The following is a 15499-nucleotide window of genomic DNA, read 5'->3' on the forward strand; positions in this document are numbered from 1 at the left end:
AATAAAGCGTTTAAAATTTATTTTGGACACAAATCAAGCGATGTGTTGTTCGCATCTACGTATATATTGATGCCCTGATATATTGATTTCCCATTTTTAACGATTTTGAAGACATGGCTGCCTTTTGTAACATTATATACGGTTATATTACTTTGGTTTGAAATTTTTATTTTTTCGGGGGAATTTTTTTTGTCCATATACACCTGAACATTTTCAAAATAACCATCGCACTCATTGGCGGTAAAATTAATATTATAGGCTTTTACCTCATTGTTGGGTTCAATATCGAGACCGCTGCCAATACAGCTAAAAAGTAGTTGAGTTTCGTTTGTGGTATTTAGTTTTTTTGTTTCCATTATACATTTTTTATTTAGGTCAATCGCTTCTACTTTATAGGTGCCGGGACTTATTTGGTATTTGCGGGCATAATATCCTTTTGCATCGGGTTTTACAATGGTTTTGCTTGGGTTGTAAGCTTGGATTTCTTGGCCATTAAATTTTATGATAGCTTTTTCAACTGGGGTGCTTATGGTAACCGTTATTTTACTCTGATTATTATTGGATGGCGTTTGGCAATTTACGGTTGTTTGGTTTAGCGTTGGGTTGTCGGTTACGCGGTCAGAGGCAGCGCCAATAGTTTCGTTATTGCTGTTTAGCACTATCCGGAAATTTGTTTTACCAGGCTTTAGCCCTCTAATTATAATTTTTTCGTTTATCATCTCACTTTTAACTGCATTATTGTTTACATAAACTGTGTAAGTGTTGGCTTCTATGGGGCAGTTGTTTAGTTTAAGGGTAAAATCGTAGGTTTTTGTTTCGGGTTCGGGTTCGGGTTTCTGTTCGGGAGCTGGGTTGGTATTTGTTTCTGTTTCTGTTTGTGGTTGTTTGGAAGGTTCAAGTTTATTGCAATTAAAGGTAATAGTTTGGTTGTTATGTTGCACGTTTACCTGTTGCATTTCGCAAATATAGCTGTTGGCTTGCCCTTCGTCAATTAAATCGAGTAAATGTTGCCCTTTTGTAGTTTTGTAAATGGTTTTATATTTGCCCCCGCTTGGCACCGATTTGCTAACAAGTAGTGGGTTTTGGTCGTCAATAGTTAAAATTGGGTTGGCAAAAGGCGTAATGATGGCAATATTTACGGCATTGTTGTTGTTTATTGGTGGGGCATCCGGAATTTTTTGCACTTGGCAAGGCATTGTAAGCGTTACATTTTGGTTCGAAATAGCAATTGTTTGCTCGCATTTGCCGTTGGTGCCATCTATTAATAAGTTGTAAGTTTTTGCGTCCAGATTATAAATAGTTATTTCGGTAGTATCGTGGTTAGCGTTCCAGTTTGTAATAACGAGGCCGTTTAATTGCACGCTGGTAATATTAAAATTATCGGGAATGCTAATTAATGTTGCTGTAAACTTTTTATTGGTAGCTGCCGAAGGGGTTAACAAGGCAAACGTGCCCATGGCAATGCCAACCAAACCAATAACACCTGCCAAAAAAATACTTAGGGTTTTAGCAAAGCTTGTTGAACCAAACAAGCCAAAAAATTTCTTTCTACGGGCCTCATCATTTACAACAATATTTGTAGCCTCCCAATTTTGGCGTGGATTTTCGATGTAAAAATTATAGTTGCTGTTTTTATCATCGTTTATTGTTACTACCTCAACATCTTTTTTAACCGTAATATCGCGCGATACTTTTTCGCCATCAATTTTGGTGATAATGTAAACAGCTAATAAAAGGCGGTGATTGCCCGGTTGTAGTGGTTTTATACCAAATTGCCACTCGGTAAATGCGTGGGCAACAATGGCTTGTTCGGCACTGCGATTAATGCGGCGTATGGCAAAAGCGTTGTTATTAGAGGGGTCAATAAGTGCCACCTCCATTATTTTCGATAGTTCAATATTTTCGGGTTCAATATTAGTTTCCCGCTCAAAGTTTTGCAGTAAAATGGCATCGTCTTTGGCTATACGCACGCTACAAAATGTTTCGGTGTTTAGCCGCATTTTGCCCGGAATATTGTGAATTATACGCCCTGTATTCCCACTTTTTGTAGGTTGTTGGGTGTTTATTTCGGTTTCAATATCGGTAAGTCGGCTTAAAATGGCGTAGGTAACCTCGTTATTTGCTTTGTAAAAGTCGTCTAAATTTAAAATGCCCAAATTATAGTCTTGTTTGGCTTGTTTTAAGCGTACGCGGCATTGCAAGGCAAAATCGGCCAAATTATCTATAGGATATTCGCTGGCCATTTTTTCTAAAAGGTCAAGTGCGCCAAAGGTGTCCACCTCTTCTGTAAGGCATTTCCGGATTTTTGCGATGTATTCGGGTATTGTCATGGTTGGGTGTAAGTGTTGCGTTTTAAGGTTGAGCTTGACAGCTATGCGAATAAATGAGGCGTTGGTAGTATTTTACTTATTTACTGATTAAATACTATTTAGTGTAAATAGGTTTAATGCTTTAGCCATCCGGAATAATTAATCCGGATAAAATATAAAGTATTTATAAAGCAAAATTAAGTTAAACGGTTATCGCTAACGTCTTCCTTTAATTAAGCTTACTAAAAATAACAGCACAGTAGCACCAATAACGGAGGTAAACAACTGTGGCACAAAGCTATTGCCTATTGATAAGTCTAATAAATTAAGTAACCAGCGCCCTATTATAGCACCTAAAATACCCACAACTAAATTGCCTATTAAGCCAAACCCGCCGCCACGCATAAGTTTGCCTGCAATCCATCCGGCTAAAATGCCCACGAGTAAAGAAGCGAAAAATCCCATATTTTAAAATATTATGTGTTGTTTTTAAATTTTATATTTATTTTTAATTACGTTCTTATATGTATTAAATATTTTTCGGCAAACCAAGTTTCGGCAAAAAAATGGTGTAAGTCATAAATTTTAAATACCGTTTTTGAAGGTAGTTCTTCAATTTCGGGTTTAAGATTTCCGCCTTTATAGGCCAGCAGTCCATTTGCCAATTTATTGATACTATGTTTATTGGTTAATTTTTGCGTCCAACTGTATAAGGCCGCCAAATTGGTTACACCCCTTGCTACAACAAAATCGTAGTGTTTGGCGGGTGCTTGCTCGGCACGTAGTTGTTCGGCAAAAACGTTTGTAAGTTGTAAGGTTTCAATTAACTGCTGCACTATTTTAATTTTTTTTAAAGTCGAATCTATCAAATGAAACCGGGCTTGGGGAAATAAAATTGCCAGAGGAATACCCGGAAAACCACCGCCTGTTCCTACGTCTATTACTTCGGTAAAAGGGGCAAAGTTTATAATTTTAGCTAATCCTAAACTATGTAAAACATGATGCAAATATAAATTTTCTAAATCTTTTCGCGATATAACATTTATTTTCTCGTTCCATTCGGTATAGAAAGGCATTAGTGCGGCAAACTGTTGCCTTTGGGTAGGGTTTAACTCCGGAAAATATCTTAGTATAACTTCCATATTTCAATAGTTCAACAAATTTAGAACAAAACTTATCAATAAAGGTAATATCCGGATAAAAAATAAGTTTGTTTAGCTAAAATAAATCCGTGTCTTGTAGGGCTTCATTTTTTCTCAAAAAAATTATCCACAAAACCTAATCAATCATAATATTTTTTACTTTGTAAAATATTGATTGTTAATAAGTTATAAATTACATAATTAGCATTTTATTGTTTTTTGCAATTTACAATTAATAAACCTACAAAATTTGAAAAAAAATTGGGGCACAAAGTGGCAGAGAGTGGTAAAATAAGGTAATTTTGTGCAGAATTTTATTGCAATTTCCCAAGTCATCCCAATTATGCACAATTTTATAGGCGAAATACCTTGTACCATTGATGAAAAAGGGCGTTTGGCTATACCAGTTAAATTTGTGCGGCAACTGCCCTCCGAAAGCAGCGACCGTTTAATTTTAGGTATGGGCTTAGATAAATGCTTGGAGTTGTATAGTGTGCCCGAATTTGAAAAGAAACAGCGCAGCTTAGAAAACCTAAATCCGTACAACGAAAAAGAAAGATTATTACTTCGCCTTTTTGCCCGCGGCTTAACTGATATTACCCTCGATGGCAGCAACCGTATGTTAATACCAAAACGCCTGAAAGATTACGCAAACCTAAACTGCAAAGATATTATTTTGGTAGGGCAAGGCAATAAGATTGAAATATGGAACGCCAACGATTACGACAATTTATTTAATATTAGCGCACAAGATGTATCAAACTTAGCCAACGAAATTTTAGGAAAAGTAAACTCAACTTAACTCAGCCAAAAGCCATCAGCCAATAGCCAATAGCCATCAGCCATCAGCCAAAAGCTAACAGCCCCCAACTAACAATTACCCCCTCCCATGTATCATACCCCTGCATTATTGACCGAAACAATTGCTGGCTTGGCGATAAAGCCAAACGGTGTGTACGTTGATGCTACCTTTGGCGGGGGTGGGCACACAAAAGCAATTCTAACAGTTTTGACAAACGAGGGGCGGTTGGTTGCCTTCGACCAAGATGCAGACGCAGCAGCCAATCTTCCGGAAGACGAACGTTTGTTATTTGTTGCCGCTAATTTTAGGCATCTCGAAAAATATTTGCGCGTAAATGGCATTAACCAGGTCAATGGTATTTTAGCCGATTTGGGGGTTAGCTCACACCAGTTTGACACCCCAAAACGTGGGTTTTCAATTCGCTTTGACGAACAACCTTTAGATATGCGAATGGATACTAACCAACCAATAACTGCCGCACATATACTAAATACTTACCCCGAAAAACAACTTGCCAACCTGTTTTACCAATATGGCGAGCTGCCCCAGGCCAATAAAATTGCCCATGCTATTGTGCAGTATCGCCAAACAACCGCTATTACACGGGTTGGGCAGCTAAAAACGGTAACAGCTGCTTTTGCCGGCCCGCCTAAATATCAAATAGGGTTTTATGCCCAACTTTTTCAGGCATTGCGTATAGCAGTTAATGACGAGTTGAGCGCGCTTTGCGATTTGCTGCAACAAAGTGTCAATTTATTGCCTTCGGGTGGGCGATTAGCCATAATTGCCTACCACTCTGCCGAAGACCGCTTAGTAAAAAACTTTATAAAAAACGGAAACTTTGATATAGAACCAACAAAAGATATATACGGCAACAAACAACTCGTTTTTAAACCTGTAAACAAAAAAGCCATTACACCAAACGCTGCCGAAATAGCCCAAAACAACCGCGTTCGAAGTGCCAAACTGCGGGTAGCCGAAAAAATTTAATAATTTGCTTAAACCTAATTATCTCTTATACATTAACCAATATCCAAATAAAAAAATGTCAGTTAAAGCTAGCATATTACCTACTCCAATACGGCAGTTTTTGCTCAATACGGTAAAAAGCGCACAACAATCTATAAGCAATAACCGCAGTGCTAAAGATTGGCTTAAAGACCTTGGCTTTATTATTTTTATTTTTTCTTTGGTACTTTGTTATATGGCCAATACACACGCCGCCCAACGCAATATGATACAAGCTAAAGCCTTAGAAAGTGAAATTACCCAATCGAACTGGCGACTAATGTCTTTACGAGCCGAACTAATGCAGCTTAGCCGGCAAACCCAAGTCAGTGAAATCGCAAAACAGCAAAATCTTCATGAATTGAGCAGCCCACCTTATAAATTAAAAGCGCAAAGCCCATAACAAGCTAATAAACCCCGTAAACCACCACCCACTACAATATGCCCCAAGGCAACCGAAATATTAGACAAATAATTTATCTGCGTATCAACATAGTTGGTATAGTATTGCTTTTAATAGGCGTGCTTTTAGTGGCACGTACTTTTAGCATTGCCGTGATTGACCGTGAAGTTTGGATAGCAAAAGGTGTAAATACTACACGCATAGATACTATTGAGGGCGAACGGGGTAATATTTACGCCGAAGACGGGAAATTACTAGCATCATCGTTGCCAAATTTTGAAGTCCGGATAGACACCAAAACTATTCCGGATACTGTATTTGATAACCATATAGACAGTTTTTCAATTTATCTGTCAAACTTTTATAAAAATAAATACCAATATAAACCCGACTATCACCCCGACTCAATAAAAAAAGAACTAATTAATGCCCGAAAAGCCCAAAACCAATATTACTTTATTGATAAAAACCTTAACTTTAACGAACTTAAACAATTCGAAAACTTTCCTATTTTTAGGTTAGGCCGGTACAAAGGAGGTTTCATTTACATTCCTACCAACAAACGAACCCATCCATTTGGCATCTTGGCAAGGCGCACTATTGGCTACCTTCGCGAAGAATCGCCGGGTATTGAAGGCTCGTTCGATGCCTATTTGCGTGGAACCTCAGTACCGCGCTCTATGTATAAAACAGCCGGAGGCGAGTGGATACCCCTATACGACAATTTTGACCTCGAGGCCGAAAATGGAATGGACGTTTACACCACCTTAGATGTTAATTTGCAAGATATTGCCGAAAACGCCCTTCTTAAAGCTGTTGCCGAACACCAAGCAAAATACGGTTGTGCCGTTGTGATGGAAGTAGCTACCGGAAAAATTAAAGCAATTGCCAATTTGGGTCGCATTGACGACGGATCTTATCAAGAAATTTTTAATTATGCCATTGGTCGTAAATCTTACCCGGGCTCAACGTTTAAAGTGGCTTCTTTGGCCATGCTGCTCGAAAACGACTGGGCAAAAGAAACCGACTCTATTCCGCTTTTTAAAGGAAAACACAAATTTTACAGCGAAGAAATGTTAGACGCCCTTGCACACGGAATGGATACCAGCACCTTAAAACGCGCCATCGAAATATCATCAAATGTAGGTATAGCCCACCTTATTAACCAACGTTTTGAAAATAACCCGCAGGCTTATATTAAACAACTTGAAAAACTTGGCTTAACAAAACCAAGCAATTTAGGCTTAATTGGAGAAGCAAACCCCGAGATAAAGGCAGCCGGAACTAAAGGTTGGAGCAAACTTACTATTCCATGGATGTCTATTGGGTATGAATTAGAGCTTACCCCTTTGCAAATGCTAACTTTTATGAACGCCATTGCCAACAACGGTATGTCTATGCAGCCATATGTAGTAAGTGAAGTGCGCAACGGTAGCCAGCAAGTAAAAATGTATGGACCTAAAGAAAACGGCCAGATTTGTAGTGCCGAAACAGCAAAGCGAGTAAGGCAGGTACTAAAGGGCGTAATTGAAAAAGGAACAGCCAAAAAACTATACAATCCGGAGATTGAAATGGGCGGTAAAACGGGCACCGCCATTTTGCGCACCACCCGCGAAGGAAAAAAATACCAAGCCTCATTTATGGGCTTCTTCCCCGTTGAAAAGCCATTGTACTCGTGCATTGTCTATATATCTGAGCCTGAAAGCGGAGACGTGTATGGCGGTACTGTGGCAGGCCCGGTATTTAAAGAAATAGCCGAAAAATTTTATAGCGCTTTTGTTTACTCAAAAACAGGCCAATATATAGCCGACCTTGATACTACCTTGCCAGCCACAAATGGATTATACGCTATGAAGGGTTATCAATCGGATTTGACTACAATTTATAATACGGTTGGAATTAAACCCAATACTAATTCTAAAGGCACATGGGTTAATGCCAAAATTAAAAATGACACCTTACAAATTAATCCATTTGCCGCCCAAGCGCCTAACCGTACCCCTGACGTAATGGGCATGGGCCTGCGCGATGCCCTGTTTTTACTCGAAAACCAAGGATTACAAGTAAGATTTTCAGGGCGAGGTAAGGTGGTAAGGCAACAACCCGCATCGGGAACTCCCATAAAACAAGGCCAAACAGCCTATATTGAACTAAAATAATATTAAATACTAAACATTTATTTTGACCATCACCGTAAAACATATAATTAGCTGGCTTGAAAAAACAGCCCTTGTTTCTGGAAATACCCAAATAAATCCGGAAATTAAGAGCTTATGCTTTGACTCGCGCAAGGCACAACCCGGCTGTTTATTTGTTGCGCTTTCGGGAACGGTTTCCGATGGTCATAATTTTATTAATATTGCTATTAAAGGGGGGGCTGTAGCTGTTTTATGCGAGCATCTTCCGGAGGAGGATTACAACGAAAACAGCAAATTACATCCGGATATTGTTTACTTGCAAACCGCTAATTCGGCAAAATCATTAGGTATTATAGCGCATAATTTTTATGGCAAACCATCAGAAAAACTACAGTTGGTAGGCGTAACTGGCACTAATGGCAAAACAACTACGGCCACGCTATTACACAAATTGTTTACCCAATTAGGTTATACGTGCGGCTTATTATCAACAGTTACAAATTGCATTGGAGCAAGCCAATTACCCGCTACACATACTACCCCCGATGCTATAAGTATCAACCAAATTTTAGCCGATATGGTTAAGGCAAATTGCCAATACTGTTTTATGGAGGTAAGCTCTCATGCTGTTGTTCAAAATCGTATTGCCGGATTACACTTTGCAGGGGGTATTTTTACTAATATATCGCACGACCATTTAGATTATCACGGCAGTTTTGATGCTTACATAAAAGCAAAACAAGAATATTTTGACCAATTGCCCCCAACCGCGTTTGCGCTTACAAATATAGACGACCGCCGGGGGCAAATTATGGTGCAAAACACCAAAGCAAAACGTTATACGTTTGCACTTAAAAACATAGCCAATTACAACGCGCGCATTATAGAAAATAGCTTTTCGGGATTGTTGCTAAACCTTGATGGGATTGAAGTTCATACCCGGTTGGTAGGCGAATTTAACGCCTATAATTTATTGGCTATTTATGCTGCTGCCCGTTTATTGGGACAGCCCCAAACACAAACCTTAGTAGCCCTAAGCAATTTAACAACCGCCGAAGGCCGATTTGATGCTGTTTATGCTCCATCGGGCAAAATTACTGGTATTGTGGACTATGCGCATACTCCAGATGCCTTAGCCAATGTGTTAAAAACCATTCTTGCAACTAAAACTGGCAATGGGCAGGTGCTAACGGTAGTAGGGTGCGGCGGCGACCGCGACAAACTTAAACGCCCGCAAATGGCCAAAATTGCCTGCGAGTATAGCAATCAAACTATCATTACCTCAGACAACCCTCGCTCAGAAAACCCCGACGCTATTATTGCCGATATGCTACAAGGCATTGCGCCCCACGCTGCACCTACCGTAATGGTAAACGCCAACAGACGCGAAGCAATTAGGCTTGCCTGCCGCTTAGCCCAGCCCGGCGATATTGTGTTAGTGGCTGGCAAAGGTCACGAAAAATACCAAGAAATAAATGGGGTAAAACACCCTTTTGATGATAAAATTATATTAAAAACAAGCTTTGAAGAACTAAACAAATGAATTACGAATTATGAGCTAACAGCCAGAAGCCAGAAGCCAATAGCCATCAGCCAACAGCCAACAGCCATCAGCCATCAGCCATCACCTAACAGCCAACAGCCAACAGCTACAAATTGCAACCTATTAATTAAATACTAACAATATACTACTTGAGTGTTATACCATCTATTTGACATATTATATCGGCATTACGATTTTCCGGGGGCGCGCCTATTTCAGTTTTTATCGTTTAGGGCGGCCTTGGCGCTTATTATTGCCTTATTGATAACGGTAGTATTTGGTAACAAACTAATACAAAGATTACACAATTTACAGGTAAAAGAAACCATACGTGAATTAGGTTTAAAAGGGGAAGAAAAAAAGCGCGGCACCCCAACAATGGGCGGTTTAATAATTTTAGGCGCTATTTTAGTACCAACTTTATTATTGACTAAATTAAACAATATTTATATTATTATAATGCTTGTTGTTACGGTGTGGATGGGTACCATTGGATTTATTGACGATTATATTAAAGTTTTTAAACAAGACAAAAAAGGACTTAGAGGCCAGTTTAAAATATTAGGGCAAGTCGGGTTGGGCTTAATATTAGGTGTTGTCATGTATTTTAGTCCACAAGTAACTATTAGAACAGATATAACAAACGCCCCCAATAAAGCGACTTGGTGTAAAGACAACTACCCGTATGCGCCTCATTGCCAAGTTAAACAACAAAATATAGAAGGTAATATGCGCACGTTTGCCCTTTACAATGCACCTGTAACCAATGTGCCGTTTTGGAAAAACTTGTCGTTTAACTATGCCGAAATTTTAGCCTTTTTTAATCCAAAAGCTGCTTGGTGGGGCTTTCTTATTTACATTTTTGCCGTTATTTTTATTGTAACAGCCGTATCGAATGCAGCTAATTTAACTGATGGAATTGACGGATTAGCGGCGGGTTTATCCGGAATATCGGGGTTATGCATGATTTTGTTTGCCTATATTTCGGGGAATGTAATTTTATCGTCTTATTTAAATGTGTTATACCTGCCCGAAATTGGCGAGTTGGTAATTTTTGCGGCAGCCTTTACCGGCGCTTGTTTTGGCTTTTTATGGTACAACGCCCACCCCGCCCAAGTATTTATGGGCGACACAGGCAGCCTAACCCTTGGCAGTATTATTGCCGCCTTAGCAATTATAACCCGTAAAGAACTGCTAATTCCATTACTATGCGGCATCTTTTTTATCGAAAGCTTATCGGTAATATTGCAGGTTTGGTATTTTAAACGAACCAAAAAAAAATTTGGACAAGGCCGCCGTATCTTTTTAATGTCGCCCTTACACCATCATTATCAGGTAAAAGGCATCCACGAATCAAAAATTGTAATGCGCTTTTTTTTAGTAGGTATATTATTAGCCGCTTTAACTTTTGTAACTTTTAAAATTAGATAATTACACAAAAATATCACCCATATAAATTAATACTTTTTCTACTAATAATTAAATAAATAAATAAAATGAACAAACTAATTGTACTTGGTGCTGGCGAAAGCGGACTTGGGGCAGCCTTACTTGGGCAGCAACAGGGGTACAGTGTGTTTGTGTCGGATGCAGGAAAAATATTACCCGAAACGAAAATAATTTTTGAAGAAGCTGGTATAAAATACGAAGAAGAAAATCACAACGTAAATGAGATATTAGCAGGCAATTTGGTAGTTAAAAGCCCCGGAATTGCCGAAAATACTCCGGTAGTGCAAGCTATCCGGAATAAAAAAGAGCTTCCACTTGTTAGCGAAGTCGAATTTGCCTCTTGGTTTACCAAAACGCCCATTATTGCCATTACCGGCAGCAACGGCAAAACAACTACCACAAGTTTAATTTGGTATTTATTGACTTCGGCAGGCTACAATGCTAAATTGGTGGGCAATGTTGGATTTAGCTTTGCCAAAGCCGTGTACGAGCAGCAAACTCAAAACAAATTTCAAAAAAGTATTGAGGTATGGGTGCTTGAAATAAGCAGTTTTCAGTTAGACGATATAGAAAAATTTAAACCACATATTGCCGTTCTTACCAATATTACCCCCGACCATTTAGACCGTTATAACTACCAATTTGAAAATTATATTGCCTCAAAATTTAAAATTATAAAAAACCAAACTGAAACCGATTACTTTATTTACAACCACAACGACCCGGTAACAATGCAATACTTGTTACAATACAATAATAACAAAGCACAACAAGGCAGTTTTGGCTTAGAGGAAGAAGCAATAACGCACCAAAATCAATATCCGGATAAAAATAAGAATATCGAGGCTTTACTAATTGATACATCAACCAAAAAAACACAGCAACAAACACCTCCGGAAATAAAACTCATAACCCCAGTAAATCAAACTATATTGCCCACAAACAAACTGCAAATATTAGGAAAACATAACTTGTATAATGCTATGGCTGCTTGTTTGGCTGCATCATTATTTGGTATGCCCAATAGTCAGCTGCTTAAAGGCTTAAACAGTTTTAGCCCACTTGAACACCGACTTGAGCCCTGTGGCACAATAGAAGGGGTAACCTTTATTAACGACAGCAAAGCAACCAACGTGGACAGTACTTTTTATGCTTTAGATGCCCTTACACAGCCCATTATTTGGGTAGTTGGCGGTAAAGATAAAGGCAATGACTATAACACAATAATGCATTTAGTACAGCAAAAAGTTAAAACAATTGTTTGTTTAGGCATAGATAATACCCCCATCGATAGAAGTTTTGCCCACTTAAAAATACCCATTTTTTATACCAAAAGTGCAGCCGAAGCAGTTAAAACAGCCTTTGGAAATGCGCAAAAAGGCGATGCTGTATTGTTGTCGCCTGCCTGTGCAAGTTTTGACTTATTCAAAAATTACGAAGACAGAGGGCGGCAATTTAAAACAGCAGTCCAAAACCTATTGAATTCAATAACTCAACATCATCCAACTATTTCCGGATAAAAAACTAACAATACTTGCCGCGAAAAACGCTTAATTAAATTTAAACATAGCATATAAATATAAAAAAAACCAAATCAAATACATATTATGAAATTAGTAATTTTTGATATTGACGGAACTTTAATGAACACCGCCGCTATTGACACCAAATGTTTTATTGATACGTTTAAAACTTTATACGATGTTGAGGTAACAAACAGCGATTGGAGCACCTACGAACATGTAACAGACACCTACCTCACAAACGAAATTTTATCAAAAGCCTGGGGGCGGATGCCTACAAAAACCGAGCTAATGAAATTCAGAGAAGTATTTGCTTTCAAGTTAAAAGCGGCAAGCCAAACAAATCCCGAAGCATTTACCGAAGTTGACGGCGCAAGCGAATTTATTGACTCCTTAAAAAAGGAAAATATTGCAATTGGCTTTGTTACCGGAAGCTGGCTTAGCTTGGCTGCCTACAAATTGCGGCAAATTGGGTTTTACATAAAAAAATATCCTTTTTCAACAGCCGATTATCACTACAACCGAAGTGAAATTTTGCGCAATACCATTGAATGGGCAAAAGAATATTATGACCAACCTAATTTTGAAAGCGTTACCTATTTTGGCGACGGCCCCTGGGACTATAAAACCTCAAAAGAACTGGGAATTAAATTTGTTGGCGTTGCAACGAATAAAGAAACCGACCTTAAAAAGTTAGGGGCCAAAATTACCATTAAAAATTACAACGAAATTGAACAGCTTAAAAAAATAATTTAATTTAACTTTAATATAAAAGTATAACAGAACAAACAATTTTTAGCTGCCAACTAAAATTATCTTTTACTTATGCAATTTATTCTCGATAAACTAAAAGGCGACCGGTACATTTGGTCTATTGCTATTCTGTTGTTGTTTTTCTCGTTGTTGGCCGTTTACAGTGCTAGCAGCAGTATGGCATTTAATAAAGCCAATGGTAATACCGAGTATTTTTTGTTTCGGCAGTTTGTGTTGGTAGCAGTAAGTTTTGTTTTAATGTTTGTTGCACACCGAATTAACTACAACTACTATGCGCGTATATCGCTGGTTTTACTTTGGATAGCCATACCCTTGCTAGCCATTACCTTATTTTTAGGTGCCAATATTAACGACGCCAGCCGTTGGTTAAGAATACCAATTTTGGGGGTAAGTTTTCAAACCTCCGATTTGGCAAAACTTGCCATTATTATGTACACAGCCAGTATGTTATCTAAGTTTCAGCACAGTATAAAAAACTTCGAGCAGGCATTTTTACCTATATTAATACCCATTTTATTAGTTTTCTTTTTAATAGTACCCGCTAATTTATCAACGGCCTTATTGGTGTTTACAACTTGCTGGCTATTAATGTTTGTTGGCCGAATACCTATTAAATACCTAATTAATGCCTTGCTTTATGGCTGTGTAGTGTTTAGTATATACTTGATTTTTACAACTTTTACAGGCCATAAAGGTCGTACCGAAACATGGAAACAACGAATTGAGCAATATGTAAACGGAACTGAAAAGGAGGAGTCATGGCAGGTAAAACAAGCAAAAGTAGCTATTGCCAAAGGTGGCCTAATTGGTGTAATGCCCGGAAACAGCGAACAACGAAACTTTTTACCCAACCCATACTCAGACTACATCTATGCCATTATTGTTGAAGAGTATGGATTTTTAGGCGGCCTAATGCTAATTACCGCCTACCTGATATTATTGTACCGCAGCATCCGCATTTTTGCTAAAAGCCCAGGTGCCTTTGGCGCATTACTTGCCTTTGGTTTAAGTTTAAGTATTGTTATTCAGGCTTTACTAAACATAGCCATAACGCTCGATCTTGTACCCGCAACCGGGTTGGTTTTACCCTTGGTAAGTATGGGCGGTACTTCGTTGTTATTTACAAGTTTAGCCATTGGAATTATTTTAAGTGTAAGTCGCCACATTGAACAAAACATGCAAGCTCAATCACATTAAACCATAAATATATAATAATAAATAAACAATATACAAGCAACAATATATGTCTTTGCAACCCAAAATAATAATAAGTGGAGGCGGCACTGGAGGCCACGTTTTTCCGGCAATAGCCATAGCAAATGCCATTAAAACAGCCATGCCCAAAGCTCAACTATTATTTGTAGGTGCCAAAGGCAAAATTGAAATGCAAAAAGTACCCCAGGCAGGTTACCAAATTGAAGGTCTATGGATTAGTGGATTACAGCGCAAATTAACCTTCAATAATTTATCGTTTCCTTTTAAAGTAGTATCGAGTTTATGGAAATCGTGGGGCATCATACAACGCTTTAAACCCCAAGTTGCTGTTGGTGTTGGCGGTTATGCCAGTGGGCCATTATTGCAGGCAGCCGCACTTAAAAAAATACCTATTGTGCTGCAAGAGCAAAACTCGTACCCTGGTATTACCAATAAATTATTGGCCAAACATGCAGCAAAAATTTGTGTTGTTTATGATGGAATGGAGCAATGGTTTCCGGAAGAAAAAATAATCCGTACCGGAAATCCAGTAAGAAGCCAAATAGTAGAATTATCCGGAAACAAGCTCGATGCACTTTCTCATTTTAACCTTCATCCGGATAAAAAAACTTTATTTGTAACCGGCGGCAGTTTAGGTGCACGCGGCATTAACAACGGTATTTTACAAGCTTTGCCACATCTGTTTAACCACCATAATAACATTAATCAAGCACCAATACAAATTATATGGCAATGCGGTCAGTTATACATTAACGAACTTAAACCATTAATTGAACAATACAAAGAATCTATTTATTTGACCGATTTTATTGACCGGATGGACCTAGCCTATATTGCCGCAGACGGCATTGTATCGCGGGCTGGCGGAACAATATCAGAACTTTGTTTAGTGGGCAAACCTACTATCCTAATGCCCTCGCCTAATGTTGCCGAAGACCATCAAACGGCAAATGCACAACAATTAATGAGCAAAAATGCCGCCCTAATGGTAACCGATAAAGAAGCAGACACCCAACTTTACCCAGCTATTACAAAAATACTTTTCGACGCTCAGTTTGCCAATTTATTAGCAGAAAATATTAAACGCTTAGCCATACCAGATGCTGCCAACCGAATAGCAGAGGTAGTATTGAATCAAATAATATATCCGGAAAAATAGTAAACACCCACAACGCATAATTTCTAATTTCATT

Annotated in this window: 13 protein-coding genes; 10 read left to right on the forward strand and 3 right to left on the reverse strand. The window is 38.5% G+C overall.

What is annotated here, in order from left to right:
• Window positions 1-17: 17 nt before the first annotated feature.
• The 3 genes from IPI59_09400 to rsmG form a co-directional block, all read right to left on the reverse strand.
• On the reverse strand, window positions 18-2330 hold the full coding sequence (locus tag IPI59_09400; protein MBK7527748.1) for a hypothetical protein: 2313 nt from the start codon (window positions 2328-2330) through the stop codon (window positions 18-20).
• A gap of 195 nt (window positions 2331-2525) precedes the next feature.
• Window positions 2526-2774, reverse strand: a complete 249-nt coding sequence (locus IPI59_09405) for a GlsB/YeaQ/YmgE family stress response membrane protein (GenBank protein MBK7527749.1) — start codon at window positions 2772-2774, stop codon at window positions 2526-2528.
• Between the two features lie 47 nt (window positions 2775-2821).
• The gene (gene rsmG / locus IPI59_09410; protein MBK7527750.1) at window positions 2822-3451 is read right to left on the reverse strand and encodes a 16S rRNA (guanine(527)-N(7))-methyltransferase RsmG; all 630 of its coding nucleotides are present in this window, start codon (window positions 3449-3451) and stop codon (window positions 2822-2824) included.
• Between the two features lie 343 nt (window positions 3452-3794).
• Here rsmG and mraZ point away from each other — a divergent pair, with 343 nt between their 5' ends.
• The 10 genes from mraZ (at window position 3795) to murG (ending at window position 15465) form a co-directional block, all read left to right on the forward strand.
• A complete protein-coding gene (gene mraZ / locus IPI59_09415; GenBank protein ID MBK7527751.1) occupies window positions 3795-4253 on the forward strand; it encodes a division/cell wall cluster transcriptional repressor MraZ in 459 nt (152 codons plus the stop codon).
• Window positions 4254-4340: 87 nt separating this feature from the next.
• Entirely contained in the window at window positions 4341-5243 is a 903-nt protein-coding gene (gene rsmH / locus IPI59_09420) for a 16S rRNA (cytosine(1402)-N(4))-methyltransferase RsmH (protein ID MBK7527752.1), read from the forward strand.
• Between the two features lie 55 nt (window positions 5244-5298).
• Window positions 5299-5664, forward strand: coding sequence for a hypothetical protein (locus tag IPI59_09425; protein ID MBK7527753.1), 366 nt, complete (start codon window positions 5299-5301; stop codon window positions 5662-5664).
• Window positions 5665-5702: 38 nt separating this feature from the next.
• Window positions 5703-7823 (forward strand): transpeptidase family protein, encoded by a 2121-nt coding sequence (locus tag IPI59_09430; GenBank protein ID MBK7527754.1) that lies wholly within the window; start codon window positions 5703-5705, stop codon window positions 7821-7823.
• A gap of 22 nt (window positions 7824-7845) precedes the next feature.
• Window positions 7846-9345 carry a UDP-N-acetylmuramoyl-L-alanyl-D-glutamate--2,6-diaminopimelate ligase gene (locus tag IPI59_09435; protein MBK7527755.1) on the forward strand — a complete coding sequence of 500 codons (1500 nt, stop codon included), beginning with the start codon at window positions 7846-7848 and terminating at the stop codon, window positions 9343-9345.
• A gap of 153 nt (window positions 9346-9498) precedes the next feature.
• A complete protein-coding gene (locus IPI59_09440) occupies window positions 9499-10776 on the forward strand; it encodes a phospho-N-acetylmuramoyl-pentapeptide-transferase (protein ID MBK7527756.1) in 1278 nt (425 codons plus the stop codon).
• Between the two features lie 65 nt (window positions 10777-10841).
• Complete coding sequence (gene murD, locus IPI59_09445) at window positions 10842-12314, forward strand: UDP-N-acetylmuramoyl-L-alanine--D-glutamate ligase (GenBank protein MBK7527757.1); 1473 nt, start codon at window positions 10842-10844, stop codon at window positions 12312-12314.
• Between the two features lie 87 nt (window positions 12315-12401).
• A complete protein-coding gene (locus IPI59_09450; GenBank protein MBK7527758.1) occupies window positions 12402-13073 on the forward strand; it encodes an HAD family hydrolase in 672 nt (223 codons plus the stop codon).
• 69 nt (window positions 13074-13142) lie between these two features.
• A complete protein-coding gene (locus IPI59_09455; protein MBK7527759.1) occupies window positions 13143-14288 on the forward strand; it encodes an FtsW/RodA/SpoVE family cell cycle protein in 1146 nt (381 codons plus the stop codon).
• Window positions 14289-14334: 46 nt separating this feature from the next.
• Window positions 14335-15465, forward strand: coding sequence for an undecaprenyldiphospho-muramoylpentapeptide beta-N-acetylglucosaminyltransferase (murG, locus tag IPI59_09460; protein MBK7527760.1), 1131 nt, complete (start codon window positions 14335-14337; stop codon window positions 15463-15465).
• Window positions 15466-15499: the final 34 nt, after the last annotated feature.

It is taken from the genome of Sphingobacteriales bacterium (genome assembly GCA_016706405.1).
In the GTDB taxonomy this organism is placed as follows: Bacteria; Bacteroidota; Bacteroidia; order Chitinophagales; family UBA2359; genus BJ6.